This window comes from Pseudogulbenkiania sp. FW507-F1 (genome assembly GCF_058781125.1).
In genome coordinates this window covers 43676-62552 of sequence record NZ_JBYSWM010000003.1, presented here as the reverse complement: position 1 = coordinate 62552, position 18877 = coordinate 43676, and the positions used below count along the sequence as shown (strand labels likewise).

The window sequence follows — 18877 nt, the reverse complement described above, 5'->3', positions numbered from 1 at the left end:
CATTTCTACCTCCTCTCAAGTCGGATAGAGTGGTTACTCGTCGATGCTTGCTAGCTCAGCAGCTTTGTGGCGAACCATAAGCTTCCGCGTCAGTGCCTCGGCATCATCGCCAAGACGGCCTTCTTTCAGCCCCAGCTTAACGGCAATCTCATGGCTTATGCCCCGGCAGCACTGCTTGTCACCCTTCAATACCTGGTATACCGAGGCGACAGGGTATCCATAGGCTTTGGCCCAAGCGGTAATAGATAAACCGCTTGCTTTGAATTCAGCTCGAACTTGATCAGGGGTCTTGCAGTAGTTCATGGCGATCATCTCCATTCGAGGTCCATTGCTCGGTAAATTATATAAAAGCTCATGGACATGAATAGATCAAGGATGCAGGCTGAAAAAATTAAAAAATCTCACGCCTACTCAGGCCACCCTACATTTAATGTAAAGATTGGTTCAATACAACAAACTAGGTAAATCAGTAGCCTTGCATTCCCCATAGGGGAGAGCGGTGTGAAAATTTAGCTGGCTAAACAGTTGGATTGCTATCTGCTGGGCGTGTGGTTGCGCGAGGTATTGCGTAAGAGTTTTGCAAAGATTATTGCAGAGGATTTTTATTTTAAAAATAAATGCAAATTTGCCTAATTTATTTTGCTTAATTTTTTGAATTTTCGGGCAATTGGCTATATTTGTGGCAATCATGAAATGATGAAAGCCCGTGGCATGCGGGCTTTTGTGCGGGTTGTACTCATTCTTTAGCCTGCTATCGAGTACCTCCGAGGCCATGCAATCCCAACTGCTACCCCTACGTTTCATGTCGGGAGCACGATTACGGAGCGAGAAAGGCAGCACCAATCACCACCGCTGCGCTGTGATCACAGAGCTGTGTGGGGCGATAACGTGTCGAGAGGGGGCGCCGCAGCAGAACTGTCAGTTGCTCATAACATGTCTTTACCACTACTCGCTATGCATTTAGAATTTGCTTACTTTGTAGCATCAATTCAATGCGGTAGTCTTTGTCGGGGTGCGTATGGCCAATACGGAGTATCGGGATGCCGTTCGGATCCTTTTCCTCCTCGCGGAGGGATCGGTACCGAATAGGGAGGAAGGAACTGAGACGCATTATCCTCGCCGCTTCGAAGGGGAAACCCGTCTTCAAGCGCTCGACTTTTGGGTGCGGTACCCGGACTACCTAGCCGACGAGCTGCTCGCGCAGTTCGAAGAGACTGGCGACCACTTCCTTCTCGACACGGCAAAGGCCATCTTCGACGACGATGAGCCCTCTGAGAAGGCAATCCCTATGCTACGCAGGTACTTTGGCGCCTACGAACCGCTCGATACTGTCCTCTCGATCCTTGCTGTCGCAGGGTTGGTACGCCCGGTGACGATCCACCATCCGACCGCTCATCCCCGACATTTTCTACTCAGCCATGCTGGTCTCAGCCTCTGCACGGAGATCGTGCGGGATCATTCTATTTTTGACTGGTACGCGAAACGAGCAAAGCTCGTGCTCCGGGTCGCAAATGGGCGAGGCGGCTCCACGTTGAAGGAGCGTCAGCACGCGCAGAAGGAATATCACGAAGCGCAGCTGCATGATCTCATTCCGACGATCGCGGACCGCGTGCGCGACAAGCTGGAGAAAATCGCTCAATGAGTACCACGACTCGCGAAGAGTGGATCACACAGATCACCGAAAAGACCGGGAGTACCTCGAAAGAGATCGAAGCCCTCTTGAAGCGGCATGGAATTGAACCCCGTCTCACGCATGCAGTACCTAAACGGTTGCGGCTCCTTGACCTTAAGTTCGACGGTACAAAGGCTGGGGACTATGAGAGCCCTGATATCAACTTCTGCAAGCAGGGCATGAGTGTTGGTCTACATGCTTTCGTCTCTGAGAGAAACCTCAAGGGAAAAACTTCTCTCCTGAAGATCATCCGTTGGGTATTAACGGGGACTCGCGGACTACCCACTGACATGGCGAGATGGTTCCGGACACTCTCGCTGAAATTCCAGCTTGATAACGACGCATACGAGGTCCGGCTCGACGATGCCGAAAAGGGGCAAGGGCGCTTGGTAAAATTCGCCCGAGGCAAAGAGTTCGTAGTCGAAGAGTTCGGCGACATGCATGGATTTGCCGGAGCGATGGACCGCTTTTTCCTTGATGAGCTCGGCCTAGAATCATTAGAAGTTACAGCTGAGAAAGCTGACGGAAACGCAGTCGAGCAACGGCATGGCTGGAACTGGCTGTTTGGTGCGATGTGGATCGATCCCGACCCCACTACTGTGTTTGGTGGCGACGACATTCAGCACAACAAGCCCACCCGTATGATGCAGATGTATCTGGGGTTGCCGTGGATCATGACTCGGGCTTCGCTGATGGAGGCGAAGAAACGCACCAAGATTGAAGGCGACCAGAAGGCGAAAGCAGCCCGGCAGGTTTCGGACGCAGCTCAGGCCCGCCTGAATGAGCTCAGAAAGGTGCGCGACGAGCTACTGGCTACGCAAACCATGGAACCTCTGCTGTCCGAACTTTTCGCCAAACTGTCGGCAAACCTCTCCAAATATTCGGCCTCTGCAGAGAAAGTGCGGAGGCACATTACTGTTCTCAACGAAGTCGAGACAGCTCTTCGAATGGCGGACGGGGCTGTCACCACGGCAACGCGTGAGCTCAGTGCATTCCTGGAGAGCCAGGCTGCTGGTCATATTTTTCGGAGGCTGAACCCTGTCTCCTGCCCGAGTTGCGAGGAGGTCTACACTGATGACTTTCGAGAGGCGCGCCAGAAAGAACATGACTGTATCGTTTGCGGTAGAGCAGAGCGTCATGAGTCTGACGACACGGCCGGAGTAGAGGCGCAACTCAAAGAGACCCTGGCCGCTGCAAGGGATGAAGCCAAAAAGCTCCGTTCTCGTCTTGCCGATTTCAACAGAAAGAAGGTTGAGGCTGAAGGCGAGCGGGACCGCTCCAGCGCCGAGGCCCAGCAGCTTGAGAAGGAGATCGAAAAGATCCAGTCGCGCCCCGAGGGGCAGATGGAGCTTCTTAAGTTGGAGGCTCAGATTGAAGAACTCGAAAAAATGATGCTCAACGGTCCTGCTCCCATCAACTCGGACGCTGACCTTCTCGACGCAGCTATTATCGCCACCCAGAAGATGTATGAAGAGGAGCAAAGTGGCGCTCTCAAACGAGTGTCCGACCTGACCGCGGAATTCGCTCGTACGTTTGGTCTATCCGATCTTCTGACCGTTCGTCTGAAGGGGAACACTCATATGGACGTCATTATGCTCGGAGGGAAAAAGAATTTCGGGGGATGTACTGACGGTGAAAAGACACGCCTGAAGCTGGCGGCGACTCTGGCAATGATCCAAGTCGCCGAACAAAGCGGCATTGGCAGGCATCCCGGTGTACTACTTGTTGACTCAGTCGGAAGCCATGAGGTCGTGAATGAGGATGTCTCTCAGATTGTGACTGGTCTCGCCAAGCTTTCAGAATCCCTACCAACGATCCAGATCTTCATTGCAGGGATCAAGAATGACGCTATCCTGCAGCACGTTCCTCCTGAGAATGTGGTGAAGAACCGTTCAGATGGATACCTTTGGTAGGGTGCCATGCACTACGACGAAATCATGGAAGGCCTGCTCTCCCGACAGAAACCGCGGACCGTCGAAGCGTTCGGTGGCCTTGATCGGGTTCTGGCTGACGGTGCGCAGATTGGCGTCTCGTTGTTTCCGGACATGTTCGTCGAGCTTGTGCTTCCTTACCGCGAAGAACACCGTATCCAAGTCGATAACTTCATAACCACGGTGCTTGCTGTCATTGAGCGGGGCCCAGAACTTAATACGATCGCGGACAAGCTGCTAGCGCTTCACCTTCAGGATCCGGCTTCTGAAGTAAAGGTGTTCCGCCGTCTGCTTGCTACAGCTACTGAACGCGTGCGCCCCACTCCGTTGAGGACGGCAGCGTTAAAGGGGGCACTTGCCTTCGCTCGCGACGATGCAATACGGCTTACGAAAATGGTCTCCGAGCTAACTGAAACGGAGCCGAACGACGACCCTATCTACATCTCGCACGCAGCAAGGATAGCGGGCGTTCTAGCTGCGAAGACCCGTAACCCAGCCCTAGGGCAGTTCTTGAGACTGATGAGCGACATTGACGGCTCATCGGATCAAGTCCATCTCGAACTGGGGCTGCTATCGCTCCAGGATGCGATCGAGGGCGAAGATACCTCGGTGGTGTTGCGCAACCTACATCGCGCTCGTGATCAGTTTGAACGAGCTTCGGTGATTCGGGAGTCCCGCTATGATGCCCGCCTTTATGAGACCGCCATTTCGTTGTTATTAGGTTTCTACGAGCGCACAGTTCCGCCCAATTTCGATAAATTGTTACGGAGCTTGAAGGAAAACGCCTTCGCCTATACCGAATACTCCATGGCCTCGCGGCAGGATCCCATCCTTGGTTCAATTGCAACGCAGGTTGCCGCTCTTGTAAGCCTAGTGGAGAACCTATCCTGTTTAGTCGAACGCATTCAGGAGGACGTCTGGCTCGATGCGATCCACGTCATCGAACAACATCTGCTATTTGCCTATGAGGCGAACCGTTCAGTCTTCGCTGCTGCGCCCGGACGTGGCTTGGACTGCGTAATTCGACCTGTCCTGGAACCCAAGGTGTTTGGGAACCGTGATCACCTAAAACATTTGATGGCATGGTTCCGTCGCCATGCAGCCAAGTTCGACGTTGACCTAACCCGCGATCTGCAGAATGCGGTGGAGCGAGCCTATCAAGGGGGCCGCGATTTCTCTCCGACTGCGGGGGTCACCAGCCCACTGACTCCCGCTCTCCAAGAAAGGGTACGTTCCACTGACGAGAGGGCACACTCAGAGCTGATCGAAGAAGTTCTCTCGATTTCATCCAAGCAGCAACTGATGAACATCGCTCCTCCTATCGAGAAGATGCTAGAGATCGTGGAACGCGATTTCTCCCACTTGGAAGATTATCGTCGTCCGGCTGCACGATTGGACTTCATGATCTTAGTATTCAGGGTAGCTACTTTTCTGCAACTTAAGCTGGACAGTTCAGTCGAGCAGGACTGCTTTTCCGCATATTTGTTCAAACGGGGAAGGGAACTTCCTCATGAGAAAGAACTTCAGCAGGACTTTCTGCGGCACGGAAAGTCGGCGGGCCTTCCGGTCGATGACGAAGTCAAGGGCGTCGCTGGTGGCCGGGCAGACATCCGGTACAAGACGAATGGTCACACGGCCATCATCGAGGTGAAACGTGAGCTTAGTGATGCCTCGTTCGATCGCCTGTTGACAGCCTACGGCGATCAGACTGTCATTTACCAAGCAACCAACATCAAATTGGGTGTGATGCTCGTTCTCGATCTGTCGAAGGATCACAGCAAGCTAAGCCATATGGACACTTGGTACGCCACCCGCTGTGGTGATCTTCTTGGAGATGGAACGGAACGAGGAGTCTTAATTGTAAAGATACCAGGGCGACGGGGTACGCCGAGCGCAGCAACTGTAGCTGCGAAAAAGAGAGATGCAAGGCGTAAGAAGGCCCCATCGGAGGCTGATTGAATTTTGGGCCGTTTTATCTAGACGGGGGAGGGGCTCGTTACTCAACTACCACCGTGGAGGCAACCATAGCCAAGGTGCTGCCTGGCAAGATTCATTCAAGCATTTGCTCAAGTTGGCCTGGAGAATACTGGCGATCTATTGAGTATGGAAAACAGTTTTGGCGCAAATTTTTCACTGACGTAACGTTATATCCGATTAATCATCGATTTTGAGTCTAATTTGAAAGAGGGGGTAACTGAATTAGACTTGCTTAATGATTGGCATGGCCTTATCAGTCATGAATTTATAAATATTACTTTGAGTCTAGAAATGATAAAAATCATTGTAAACACCCCGAAAGGAGGGGTGGGAAAAACAACAACGGCAACAAATATTGCTATCTTACTCGCTCGACAGGGGTTGCGAATCATGGCGGTTGATTTAGCCGGAGGTCAGCTCATGAGTCGGGCTCTGAACAGGACCCCTGAGTTCTCCATACCTGGAACACCAAATCAAATCGTACAAAAAGAGGGTGAATCTGTTCCTGACAGTCTTCCCGGTTCGTCGAATTTCGACTACGCAGTAATGGATACGGACGACAGTTTTGTCGTCAGTTCAGACCTGCTTCGCGGAATAAAATCAGGATGGAGAGTCTTGGCCCCGGTGAATCCTTTTGATGCTGTGGGATTAGATAGAATCCCGCGGGAAATTAGGGCAATTTTAACGACGAGGGCTCTTTCTCCAAGCGAGCTTAAAATAAGTGTATTTGTAAATATGGCATATGGTGGGAGTGTTGCAGCTGGTATCAATAACCTGCAAGCCGCACTTTCAAGTCATGGTGTAGAAAGTGCTCTCGTCTCGACGTTTTTGCCATATGCCCCGTTAGAAAGTGCCCCCATTCTTTTAGAGGATACTGCCTATCAGGAGTCCCTTCAAGCTCTTCTTCAGGAGGTTCTATAAGTGAAAATAAAATCAAAGATTGAGAGGTTGGCACTCGAGCAAATAGAGAATAGGGCCAATCGGCTTGTGTCCATTGAAATACTAACCAGCTCAATCGACGCGAGTGTTTTTTTGGATTTGGAGAATTTTTGGGCCAGCAAATCACCGAAGATATTAATTGAAAAATCTATATCTCATGTGGCATCAACGCTATTAAAAGAAGGGGTTGATTTGCTTGATGCCTCAAGGCCAGATAGGCTTCACATTTTAAATGCCGTCAAAAAAAATGAGGCCAATCAGTTTGGTCGGGGTGATCAGTCAAAGGCTGTCAAGATTAAAATTTGCGAATGGCAGTTGCTTATTATTCTAAGTCTAGCAGAGGTGAAAATTAACTCCGCACAGATGTTGATTGATTTTTGTCTATCGAAGTCTCTGCAGACGAAAGCAGAGCTTTTTGGAAAATTGTGATCGAGTGAGCGATGGGAAAATTAGAAGAAGAGCTTGTCAAGATATTGCTTGATACCAGTGCACAGTACAAGCGTGACACTATGGAGGATGTGATACGTCGACTGCTTGGTGCAACTCCCCTCACTGAAATAACTGGACTTCCCGCACGCCGCGGAAACGCCGATGGCGGGATCGATGGAATTATCGAAGCGTTTAGCACGAACCCCACTCACGAACCTGGACGAGCGGCTTTAAACGTTAAAGTAAGGAAAACTGATTTCACACGTGAGCAATTGGGTGGTTTCTTGCTCGACATGGATAGAGAGGGCATAAAAGCCGGGTTAATAATAACAGCAGCTTCACTTGCCCCTGATGCCGCAGTAGAATTTGGCAGAAAAAACCGTGAGGGTTCCGTCGTTTTGCGCCATCTGCGATTGCCTGATCTATTGTCAGGTGATTTGCAAGACCTAAATGTCTTCATAGATCGAAACCATATTTGCGCCGTCCTAAATAATAAGCTTAGAGAAATTATTGAGCAACCATAGATTTATGCGGATTTGATAAATTGCCTTGAGCTGGATGCCATTAGGACTTCTATCTTACTCGACTGCTAAGTTGTGAATTGTGCGAATACGTGAGGATCGTTGGTGTCGCTAGCCAGTCTCGCCGGAATTTTCAATGAGACGACTTAACAAAATGCCCGGAGGTATCGTGCAATGCACATATCGAAGCTATCAATAAAAAACTATCGCAACTTTAGCAGCACGACGTTGTTTTTTAACAAAGGCGTCAATACGGTCATTGGAGAGAATGGGGCCGGTAAGACTAATTTGTTTCGGGCAATCCGGCTACTTCTCGACGATAACATGGTCCGTGCTGCTTTCCGGATGGAGGAGGCTGACTTTCATCGTGGGGTAGACCAATGGCAGGGCCACTGGATCATCATTAGTCTGGAGTTTGACGAGATTGGGCCTGACGAAGCGATACAGGCCCTTTTCTTACATGGAACAGGAGTTGTGGAGGGTGGAGATGGCGTGGGCAGGGCAACCTACAACCTTATCTTTCGTCCTAAAAAAGAGGTAAGGCTGAAGCTTGCTGCACTAAACGATGGTGACATGGCCGGTCTGGCAGAGATTCGACAGACAATATCCATTGGTGACTACGAGACTGTCTTCACTGGCAGGAGTACAGCTGACTTCAGTAATGAGGCGGTATACAAGTCACTAGTGGGGGATTTTGAGAACTGCATCTTTAATGAGGAAGTTGACGATCCTCGGATTGGCGCTCGCGTGCCGGTATTCCTATCTGTGACCAAGGAAGTTTCCCTCACCTTTATCCAAGCCCTTCGCGATGTGGTTGCTGAGTTCCACAACAACCGGACTAACCCGTTACTGACCCTGCTCAAGAGCAAGAGCGGGGAAATAGAGCCTGCCACGATGGCGCCAATTGTTGCTGAGGTTCAGGCGCTTAATGCGTCGATCGAAGCTCTTGAGGATGTGCAGACGGTACGATCAAACATTCTCGATACGATCAAAGACACGGCAGGCGAAACCTACTCACCGAGCTCACTTTCAATCAAGTCTGATCTTTCGGAAGAAGCGGATAAACTCTTTCAGTCGCTTAGGCTATTTGTCGGCGAATCGGGAGAGGGCTACGAAGGTGCGATTCACGAATTAAGTCTGGGAGGCGCGAATCTCATCTTTCTGACCCTAAAATTGCTGCAATTCAAGTATCAGAAGGCAAATCAATCGATTGCGAACTTCCTATTGATCGAGGAACCGGAAGCGCATATTCACACGCACATTCAAAAGACACTCTTCGATCGCATTGCGTACGCAGACACGCAGATCATCTATTCGACCCATTCGACCCATATTTCGGAGGTCAGCAATGTTGAAAGTGTGAATATTCTCGGCCGCAGCGGTGCTGCCTGTGAGGCCTATCAGCCAGCTAGAGGCCTATCACCGATCGAGAGAGGAAACATTCAGCGCTACCTTGATGCCGTGCGTAGTAATCTGCTCTTCGCCAAGAGCGTTGTCCTCGTTGAGGGGGACGCAGAGGAAATCTTGATCCCGATTTTGTTCAAGAAAATTGTCGGTATCAGCTTGGATGAGCTCGGAATTAGCCTGATCAACATCCGCAGTACCGGCTTCCAAAACGTAGCTGTACTTTTTCACGACATAAGAATCCGAAAACGCTGCAGTATCATCACGGATCTAGACTCAGCAATCATTGATACCACTCCCGTCCCTGGCGAGTTGGAAGCGGTTGCGAATTACAAAGCAAAGTGCCAAGCCTCTGCTCATGCCGGTGAGATACGTAGAGGGATACTAGATTCTTTTGTTACAGGTAACTCTTGGCTATCTGTGCACTATGCGGACCACACGTTTGAGGTCGACTTCATTATGGCCGGCAACGGAGCGCAGGTTGCCTCGATCGTGCCACATGTCTACACGCAGACGGCCACCATAACAACCGCAATTGCAGAACTCACCTCTGGAGACAAAGCACAATACGGCAAGCGCGTGCTAACGATGGCGACAAATCAAGGTAAGGGTTGGTTTGCGATTCTTCTGGGGAAGTACATCACATACAAAACCGTTCTTCCCGACTACATCCACCAAGCCATCTTCTTCGCTCGAGGTGGGCTGACAGTGGAACTCTTCTTCAATATTTACAGCTACCGCGTCACGTGTGCGCTTGCCGACGGAAGAGTTCCACAGCAAGTAGCTGATGCCGCTCAAGCGAGACTCGACGAGTATAGAAGGGGCTCCCTTAACTTAGCTGCGCTCAAGGTGGCGATGATGGCTTCACTCCCAGGAGACCAGATCCACACAATCCTTGCGGATGTACGGTAATGTTCACCTGGACTGAACGGGAGTTGAATCCCGAGCAAACTGATGCAGTACTGACGCCGGGCAGCGTGTTCTTGATCGCTTGCCCGGGCAGTGGGAAGACTAGAACACTGACCTACAAGGTTGCTTACGAGCTCTGCTGCCTTGGGGCGGCTAGGCAGTTCGTCGTTGCCATCACCTATACGCATCGAGCAGCAGATGAGATACAGGAGCGCATTGAAAATCTTGGTGTCGATACGTCTCAGCTGTGGATTGGAACAATTCATTCCTTTTGTTTGGAGTGGATCATCAAGCCATACGGTATCTATGAGCCTGCGTTGGCACGCGGGTACCGCGTTATCGATCTACATGAGCGTGAGAAATTGCTTGAAGAATTGTGCGAACCCTATAGGAGGCACCGTGTTTCTCATTTCGACTGCGAGTATTACTTCACCGACGATGGTTACTATTTGGGCTGTCCAGATGCTGCCAAGCACCCGTTTATTCATCAGGTACTGGCCGAGTACTTTAGGATTCTTGCCGAGAAACGGCAAATAGACTTCGAACTTATCCTTTGGTACGCCAGTAAACTCATACGAGAGAACCCCGTTATTGGCGAACTCCTGTCAAAGCTCTTCTCGCTGATACTCGTCGACGAGTATCAGGATACGAAACAAATTCAGTACGGAGTCTTGACATCGATTCTCCGGGCCGGGAAGGGGGGGACGCGCCTGTTTATGGTCGGCGATCCGAATCAGGCCATCTATGGGTCGCTAGGTGGCTACCCAATTGACATTGAAGAGCTGCGCAGAAGAGCTGGCATCTCTATCAGGGAGCGGGCGCTATCGCAAAACTATCGTTCTTCGAGAAGAATTATCGAATTCTTTGGCAATTTCAATGTGTACAACACGACGATTACAGCTGAGGGGGATAATCGACACTATCCGAGTCTTGTGTCATACAACGATGAAATTAGCCGAGAGAGTCTAGCCCATGAAATCGCTAGGCTGATTCGTCACAACGTAGAGGTCCTCGGAGTAGCTCCACATGAAGTTTGTGTGCTGGCGCCGCAATGGGTCCACTTGGCTGCTATGACTCGCCAGCTTGTTGCGCATATGCCGGATTACGAATTCGATGGTCCCGGTATGGTGCCATTCGCGAGGGACATCGAAAATTTCTGGTACAAACTTTCGCGGCTGGCGCTCACTGAGCCTTCGCCAACCCTCTATGGACGTCGGCTACGCTGGGCAGGAGAGGTGATCGGTGATTTGAGTGACGTAGGAGTGGATACATCCCATCTGTCGCCAAAAGCGCTGCTCCGCGAGTGCAACAAGACTGTGATTGACGAGGTGGACGGACTGACGTTCTTACAACGTTTCTTTGCCGGACTGTTCCAACGACTTAGTATTCGGATCGAGGATTTTGCTCTTTTATATGAACACCATCAGGCTTTCTTCGAGAGTTCAGAAACCCGCATTACGAGACTTGAACAAGAAGGTGTGAATGACATCCGGGATATCGCGTTTTTCAGAAAGGTCTTTCAGAACCGCTCGGGTGTCACTGTCTCCACCATTCATGGAGTGAAGGGGGCCGAGTTTGATGTTGTCATTGCTTATGCTCTGTTAGATGGAATGGTGCCGCACTTTAATGACTCGGACGGCGACGCAAGTGCGCAGAAGCTTCTCTACGTAATTGGCTCCCGCGCAAGAAAAAATCTTCACCTTTTTTCAGAGACTGGCAGAAGGAGATGGGGAAATATTAATTACGAACCTACTCCGAGGCTAGCGTCGTGTATCTTTGACTATGATGATACATAAATTTTTAAGACAGCCCATCTGAGTTGCTTAGCTTTACATTAAAAGGCGTTCTTTCGGGCGCTGCAACGTATGAACAGCCTAAAGAATCTGACCTTTTAGTTAAAAATTAACATGCAAAAATACACGCAAATAAAAGAAAAAATCAAAGAGGCCATGATTGCCTCTTGTAATGATATGCTTGAATTTACAGATGAACCTGCCATGGAGTTCAATGCGGAATATTTGTTCACTGTAAATACGGCAAAGTCCATAAATAAGCTCAATGGACCGCCTGGTGATCCGTATAAAATTTATATTGAAAAAAGCACCAGACAGCTCAGTCGAGACTGTATTCCTCCAGTTCGCTTCGGAAATGCTAAGCGACGCGAATCTTCTATTTTTAGAAGAAAAGCACCAGAAATAAAACGCAGCGGTAGAGTTGATGTTGCCGTTTATCATACTCCGCCAAAAGCAATTTTTGGCCACCAACCCCTTTGTGTCATTGAGTTAAAGGGGTTTAATCCGCAACGTAAAGTTGTTTTGGATGACCTGAAGAGAAATTTGGAATTCCTACGAATTTCAGGCGAAACCGGAGGTAGTGTATTGAGCTTCGCCATTTTTGCAGCATTGCACTCTTTCAACGGCTCATCTGAGGAGTGGGGCTTAAAGAAAGATATTGAAGAAACCAAGAAAAAATACATTAAATGGCTGGCGGAAGTTGGTGGCGACGATGATATTTTCGTGGAGACGGAATTCTTTACCGTCAGCAAGGAAATTCTCGGGCGTATATATGATGAAGGGGAGTATGCCACCATTGATACAGACGCGCGACATCATTTTGTAGGTGCATTAATTTGTTTTGTGATCAAGGCTAATGCCTTGATAAGAAATGATGTTTAGAGTAAGGGAATCCTCTGCCCGATCTAATATTGCAATGAAGTGCGAAGTACGTTGATGTACGTGTCGGATACTATCCATTTAGTTTGCAAATGCATTAAAAGGAATTTCGTATGTTGCTTTCTGAGTCAGACTGGAAAGATGTAATGGAGCATACTCGGAGGCGAGTACGCGAGGCAGGGTTGGGGGACGTGGATCGTAGAGTCACGCTAGACTTCCAGTCGACTCAGGACCCTCAGACAGACTTTGTCCGCTACCTTTCATATCTGATTAAGGGCCTACGCGAGAAATCCCTTTATGGGTATAAGAGGGCTTTGCAGTCATTGCGCGAAGGACTGGAGCTCGATGGGGGAAGGGAAATAGAAGGGATTCGAGTAATCTGCGTAGATGGTGATTCGCGTTTGTACGGAGTAGATAGCATTAATTTAAATGACGTTGAGGATCTCAATCCATTAATCAAAGAACTCGAGTCTCTTCAAGATTACCTAAGGCGAAATGGAGTTTTTTGTGAATAAAAAGGCTCTCAAGGCGAAGGTTACGGTAGCATTAAAAAAGGGAATGAATGGATGTAGGTCATCCATATCGGAGTTAGTGCCGGAGGAGTTTACAGCAGGGAAGATATATGAGGCTTATGTGCTTGGGCTCATCTGTCAGCAGCTCAAAACAAAGGAAGGCCTACAATGTACTCTCGTTGGGTCTACCAATGTGACGTTGAAGTCGTCACCCGGCCCGATCAATAGTAACTTCCCTCATGTTAGGGTTGCGCGCGGAGGTGTACATGTTGCCAACATCTGGACAGATGTAGAATTTACAGCACTAAGTGCCTCTGAGCAGGGCAAGACAACGTTGTCTAATGGTGAGTACCATGAGATGGATATTGGAATTATTGAGCCAAATTGTCATTCCCGACCGCACCCTGACGAAATTCATCTTGCGGTGGAGTGCAAAAATACGGGGTATCAGAAGAGCCTATTGAGGGAAATTCTAGGAGTTCGCCGAGAGTTGAGTTTTTTATCTCACGATCTTGAAACATTCTTTAGTTACTGGCCTCGAAATAACGTCCCCGCCTGTCCACCATCTTGCATCGCAGTTTTTTCGACCGATTCGTCCGTATCTAACTATCAAGCTCCCGGTAGCTTCTTTGGGATCGACTTTTTTTACGAGCCTCTCTAAACGCGCCAGCTGATCGGCCAAACAAACACCAAGTTTTGTTTTCAAACGGCCGAAAGTGAGGAATCCTAGTGTCAGAAAGTCGTCCCCACGCTGTGACAAAGGCCCTGCAGTTGCAGGGCCTTTTTTTTGGTACCAAGCGAAATTTCATGCTTTGGCTATCGGAAATTTCAAATTTTGGCTACAAAATTTCAACCTTTCCGATTTATGACCGGCGAGCGACACATAAGCATTCATTGACATTACGTGTAAATCAGGAACTTATGAGCTGTTGCGACAAGTGAGACATCAAATCTGCGACACATAATCTTGCATTTTTCTCTCTGAGCGACAGATAAGCTTGCACTATTTGTTATTAATCAGATTTCCTTCTCACGATGCTCATGGAAGGTTGGGGCGCCTCCTCCTAGCACGCGTAGCATGAACTAGGCCTGGTGGTGGACATCGAAGAGGGGTGTGAAAGTTCTATCTGAGCCAATATGTCACTCAAGTAGGTTGTTCACGGGCAAGACGTCGGCCATTGTGGCGGTTGGTGGTGGTAGTCGAGTACGACAGTAATGCAGTGGCAGGCAGTCGAACGGCGGCCTTCTTGGCTGGCGACCGAGTGCTTCCGACCCATAGGCGCCTTCCATCTAAGACCTTGTACAGTAGCGTACAAGGTGGTGAGGTCAGGGAAGACGGCTCAGAGAGGCAACGACCATCCCCGGTGTGCCAGCCGCGCTTGAGCAAAGCGCGCAGGCGCAGATCGAGGAATTCGGATCGTAGGCGTCAGGGGTAAACGCCCATTAGGGGCGAGACACCGCAGGTCGCTCGATGCGAAGTACGTTACGCGATCCGGCCAAGCCGGTTGACTGGGTGGTATCTCGCCAGCTGATCAGATGCTCGACTATCATTCTCAACCAAACCGCAAGGATGATGGGAGAGGAAGATCCATGGCGCGCATGATTCCGGCCACCGGACCGCAAGACACGAATAGTCGTGGTGAGAAGAAAATTTATGACCTGTTAAAGCAAGGCTTGTCGGACGATTTCACGGTAATTCATAGTCTTCCGTGGCTGGCACGCGGTATCAAAGAAATCGATCCGGACTACGCGCCAACGGGCGAGATTGATTTCCTCATTATTCACGAATCACTGGGCCTTTTAGCGCTTGAGGTCAAGGGCGGGGAACAGCGAGTCGAGGACGGGCTTTTCATCTATGTGAAAACCGGAAACACAGGGAATCATGTTCTCCAAACTCGCAAGAACCTTCATGGCCTAGCCCGGTGGCTGGGCAGTGATCCCCATCTGCGCTGGCGCATTGGCTACGGATTGGTTTTTCCACATAGTGTGTTTGGCGAGAACATAATTAGTCCCGGGCTCGTTGACATCACCGTCACGCCACCGCAATCACTGTTTATTGATCGCATGAATATGGGTGCTTCCGAGCTGGTGGCCCGAATTCGCGAGCTGATGGAGTACTGGAAGCAAGCCCTCGGCAACCCGGCACTTGGCGCCAGCCGCGCGGCCCGTCTTGTTGATGTGTTATGCCCGACATTTGACGGCAGCCCATCGTGGGGTGATCGAGTGGAGTATGACAATAGAATTTGGCTTCGTCTGACCCAGGAGCAAGCTTCAGTCGTGCACACGATCATGGGTCAGGCCCGAATGGTAGTAACTGGCTGGCCAGGCACAGGCAAAACGTTAATCGCAGTTGAGATCGCCCGACGCATGATCGCGCAGGGCAAGCGAGTGTTGATGTTGACGTTCAATGCCTTGCTTGTCGGGCATCTGCGCAGAGAGATTGATTCTGCAACGATGGCGAAAGTAGCGACCTGGCATGGGTTCTGTTCGGATTACGCCAGAAGACTGCCTGGGCAAATCGAATCCAATTCGAGCTGGCCGGAGCATGGATGCTTGGAGGATCTGCAGAATGCCCAAGCGAACGGGCTTGTCCCGGATTTCGATGTACTCATTCTCGACGAGGCACAAACCCTCCGTCGGGAGTGGTGCATCTGGCTCGCCGCGCAATTTATGGGAAAGCCGACCATCGCCTTCTGTGATGAAACCCAGCGGTTCTCCTTTGAGAAAGAGCGGATTTCCACCGAAGATCTCTGCAAGGTATTCGGGATTGAGAGCCCATTTTCTCTTACGATCCCATTGCGATCTCCCCGCAGCGTATTCGATCGTTTGCTGCGTGTTCGACTGCCTTCGTGCCAGATGATCAACCCGCGGGATCTGGAAGAAGATACATTGCAAGAGTACGTAGTCGGAGACGTGGACACTACGATTGATGAGGTGATTGAGGGGTTAACGGCCAAAGGGCTTGATCGAGCCGACATTGTCGTGTTGTCTCGGTTCGGGTGGTCACGCAATCGTGCCAGCGCCGAGCGCTATGAAACAGTGGCCCGCTTTCGTGGCATGGAGGCACCTGTCATCATCATTGCGGGAGCCGATAATATGGACGATATCGAACTGTTTTGTGCTTACTCCCGCGCCACGACGGTTTGTATCGCGCTGTACGAAGCGGAGCCCTTGGGTTGTAAGTCATCGCGCGGCAAGTTTCAAGAGCTGGTCTTGGAACATCCAGACAATGCAAACATCGCGAATACAGCCAGAGAAGAGGGCTTGACCAGATTCATCTTGGCTCGACACGTCGAGTCTGCTTCTGTTGGACTCTCCTCTGTGGAGCTGTCTTGGTGTGAGGCCTGGAAATGCTGGTTCGTTGACAGGCAAGACGATGCAGAGGCCGCGGACCTTTGGATAGACTACTTGCTGGCGTACCACGATTGGCCTGTATATTCTTGGACCTCGACCAGCCGGCGTGAGATCAAATGTGAAGATCCTGCGGCCAATAACGCTCAGGGTGATCCCCGCACGGAAATCTATGAACTCCGTAGGTGTGAAGCGTGCACAGATCTCACGCCACACGTGCGTCGATTACGTGAAGGGCCCGTATGCCAATACTGTACGGGTGCACTGGGGGAACGAGTGACGCCATCACAAGATGTCTTGGCAATGCTGCGAGAATTTGATGCCATTATCACCTCGCCGAATCCAGGGGCGATTGCACAAGAAGTGAAAGATCTACTCCCCTTGCCTCTGGCCGCGTTAGGTGCGCGGATATATGCCAGCGCCAGGCCACAAGGCGTGCCGGCCGAGCTGAATCAACTTCCCAATTCCAGCGTCCTCCACCGATTGGCAACGGCATTCATCTATTCTCGGATCAGCGTGAAGCCAGTGGGCACCAAGATTGTGCGTGACACGCTCGCGATAGACACCGGCCGCTATGTTCTTCCCGAAGGTCTCACGCTGGAAGCATGGCGTCAGGCGATCGCACGTAGCCTTGGGCAGAGCGCCAAAGCCGGTCTTCTGAAAAAGCACAAAGATGGCGTGTTTGAAACCATCCTAATCGACAAGGCATCCTCGCTTGGGGAGCCAAGACAAACAAAATCAAGTTGAGCGAGAGCCCATTGTAAAAGCGGGCTCAGGCGCATTCCGGGGAAATCCAGGAGCAAAGAACAGAGAAGGAAACTGTCCCAAACCTGCAATATCTGCTCAATGTCGGTCGTATAGGCCGGCGTCTTGCGCTTCTAATTCGGTTCCAACGAACGTCAGCCTTTGTCACTGTTGATGTGCCCTGTCCGAAGTTGGTCGAGAGAAGCCAATATAGTTTATACGCATAAACAGCCACTTTGGCCGACCATCTGCCCCAATTCCCGGGGGGAAGGCTGCAGGTCGGCCTTTGCTGTCAGTAGGTTTGACATCAAGCGAAGTCAGCAATGCTACTGATTGCAGACGCTTCACCGTAAGTCGAGATACATACCCAAGCCCAACCAGACAACTACTGGGGGCTCTTTCCTTTTAGGAGATTGCTTCAAATACCCAACGCCCAGCACCCTTCACTATCCGGTTGATGGGAACCAAATCCAAACTGGACTGCTTGTTCGAGTCGTAATAGACCTTGCGCAGCTTTTCTCCGACGTGGTGGTTGTTTTGCGGCGCGCCGCAGCAGAGGCAGCGATTGCAGTATGGCCAGTTCGTGGACTTCCCTCGTATGTGGCTAACCTTCATTACCGTGTTGAGCCCTACAGCCTTCAGCTCGTCGTTGCTGACCAGCTCTTGCACCTCTTCCAGAGCCTTTGATAGCTGAGCTACGGTGAAGTACCGCTCATGCCACTCATCGGGTGGCTCCTCGCCAATTTGCATACCCTCAATGTGGCCGAAGACGTTCCGCACGATCGTATTGCAGGCCCAGCAGACATCTGCCATCACCTCCACATGTACCGGTTCGTTCCGTTCAGGAATCGTCCAACGGAGTCGCTTCATCAACATGCCCGCGACAAACTCTGGCAACGGTACGTCAAAGCCCAAGACATAGGGTACCTTGCCAACCTCGACCTGCGATAGCACGAAGGCAGGCAGCTCCTTGTCGTCCGAGAACGGCATATCGCGCAACCGAGCCGAGTAAAACCAAGCAGCCCTGACACCGGATGCCTTGTATCTGGCCTGCCTGTAGTGTAGTTCCTCATCGGTCTGTGGGGACACCTGGACTTCAAACGCGACCCGGGCCGCACCTTGTAGACAGTGAACATCCGCAATCCAGTCTTCACCACTTGGAGTCTGGCCACGGAGCTCCGTTGTTACGTGCCAACCAATCCCCTGAGCCGTGGTGGCGATTAACTGCTTGCACCAAAGATGTTCTTCACTCTCCGGCGCTGAAGTGCACTCTCCCCGGTGTGCATGTGCAAAAAACTGCGTTCCCCTAGAGCTCGTCTTCGGAATTGCGTCAGCATCGCAGCACGGCATGCTCAAGCCCTGATCCCGGTATTCCACCTTGAGCTTAGCCCAGTGCGCCTCATCGTAGTCGAATGCATGCAGGCTGGTGCCGGTAGTGTTGATTGCTCGAACTGGCATAGGGCTAGTTGCATCCCATGTGTCATAGAGGTCGCGTTTGGCCCGCTACCCGGTTAGAAAGATGAACATTCATCAAAGTTGATGGCACAAACAGCTAAGTATCTCAGCTGTCATACATTATGGTCAGATAGAACTGGACACACTATTGGCCAAGCTGTGGACAAAAATCCTAACAATTATGTCATTTATATTAAATTGCGAGCAAAATAATACTAAATAATGCTATGGTCTGCATGTCTATGAAGGAAGAAGCTCGATGGTAGCAGAGGCACACCTGATAAGTAATATTCCCATTATTCCGTTTAATGGGAATATCTGCTTCAACATCCTGAGGCAGCGATTAATAGCAGATGAAAAA

Annotated in this window: 14 protein-coding genes; 11 read left to right on the top strand and 3 right to left on the bottom strand. The window is 50.5% G+C overall.

Going from position 1 to position 18877, the window contains the following annotated elements; translation table 11 throughout:
* Positions 1 to 33: 33 nt before the first annotated feature.
* Together AC3WG5_RS02885 and AC3WG5_RS02880 are read right to left on the bottom strand one after the other, a co-directional pair.
* A complete protein-coding gene (locus AC3WG5_RS02885) occupies positions 34 to 318 on the bottom strand; it encodes a DNA-binding protein (protein WP_492567704.1) in 285 nt (94 codons plus the stop codon).
* A 126-nt stretch (positions 319 to 444) separates the two neighbouring features.
* Complete coding sequence (locus AC3WG5_RS02880) at positions 445 to 774, bottom strand: hypothetical protein (protein WP_492567703.1); 330 nt, start codon at positions 772 to 774, stop codon at positions 445 to 447.
* Between the two features lie 244 nt (positions 775 to 1018).
* Here AC3WG5_RS02880 and AC3WG5_RS02875 point away from each other — a divergent pair, with 244 nt between their 5' ends.
* The 11 genes from AC3WG5_RS02875 (at position 1019) to AC3WG5_RS02825 (ending at position 17064) form a co-directional block, all read left to right on the top strand.
* Positions 1019 to 1642 (top strand): hypothetical protein, encoded by a 624-nt coding sequence (locus tag AC3WG5_RS02875; protein WP_492567702.1) that lies wholly within the window; start codon positions 1019 to 1021, stop codon positions 1640 to 1642.
* Positions 1639 to 3585, top strand: coding sequence for a hypothetical protein (locus AC3WG5_RS02870; RefSeq protein WP_492567701.1), 1947 nt, complete (start codon positions 1639 to 1641; stop codon positions 3583 to 3585). Before AC3WG5_RS02875 ends, AC3WG5_RS02870 begins: the two co-directional genes overlap by 4 nt.
* A gap of 6 nt (positions 3586 to 3591) precedes the next feature.
* On the top strand, positions 3592 to 5562 hold the full coding sequence (locus AC3WG5_RS02865; RefSeq protein WP_492567700.1) for a hypothetical protein: 1971 nt from the start codon (positions 3592 to 3594) through the stop codon (positions 5560 to 5562).
* 219 nt (positions 5563 to 5781) lie between these two features.
* Positions 5782 to 6501 carry a nucleotide-binding protein gene (locus AC3WG5_RS02860; protein WP_492567699.1) on the top strand — a complete coding sequence of 240 codons (720 nt, stop codon included), beginning with the start codon at positions 5782 to 5784 and terminating at the stop codon, positions 6499 to 6501.
* Entirely contained in the window at positions 6502 to 6948 is a 447-nt protein-coding gene (locus AC3WG5_RS02855) for a hypothetical protein (RefSeq protein WP_492567698.1), read from the top strand.
* A gap of 11 nt (positions 6949 to 6959) precedes the next feature.
* Positions 6960 to 7472 carry a restriction endonuclease gene (locus AC3WG5_RS02850; protein ID WP_492567697.1) on the top strand — a complete coding sequence of 171 codons (513 nt, stop codon included), beginning with the start codon at positions 6960 to 6962 and terminating at the stop codon, positions 7470 to 7472.
* 171 nt (positions 7473 to 7643) lie between these two features.
* Entirely contained in the window at positions 7644 to 9785 is a 2142-nt protein-coding gene (locus AC3WG5_RS02845) for an ATP-dependent nuclease (protein ID WP_492567696.1), read from the top strand.
* Positions 9785 to 11578 carry a UvrD-helicase domain-containing protein gene (locus tag AC3WG5_RS02840; protein WP_492567695.1) on the top strand — a complete coding sequence of 598 codons (1794 nt, stop codon included), beginning with the start codon at positions 9785 to 9787 and terminating at the stop codon, positions 11576 to 11578. Before AC3WG5_RS02845 ends, AC3WG5_RS02840 begins: the two co-directional genes overlap by 1 nt.
* A gap of 111 nt (positions 11579 to 11689) precedes the next feature.
* On the top strand, positions 11690 to 12457 hold the full coding sequence (locus AC3WG5_RS02835) for a hypothetical protein (RefSeq protein WP_492567694.1): 768 nt from the start codon (positions 11690 to 11692) through the stop codon (positions 12455 to 12457).
* 504 nt (positions 12458 to 12961) lie between these two features.
* The gene (locus AC3WG5_RS02830) at positions 12962 to 13627 is read left to right on the top strand and encodes a hypothetical protein (RefSeq protein ID WP_492567693.1); all 666 of its coding nucleotides are present in this window, start codon (positions 12962 to 12964) and stop codon (positions 13625 to 13627) included.
* Between the two features lie 875 nt (positions 13628 to 14502).
* Positions 14503 to 17064 carry an AAA family ATPase gene (locus AC3WG5_RS02825; RefSeq protein ID WP_482582019.1) on the top strand — a complete coding sequence of 854 codons (2562 nt, stop codon included), beginning with the start codon at positions 14503 to 14505 and terminating at the stop codon, positions 17062 to 17064.
* Between the two features lie 402 nt (positions 17065 to 17466).
* On the opposite strand, the gene AC3WG5_RS02820 is transcribed toward AC3WG5_RS02825, so the two are convergent.
* A complete protein-coding gene (locus tag AC3WG5_RS02820) occupies positions 17467 to 18519 on the bottom strand; it encodes a competence protein CoiA family protein (protein WP_482582017.1) in 1053 nt (350 codons plus the stop codon).
* Positions 18520 to 18877 lie beyond the last annotated feature (358 nt).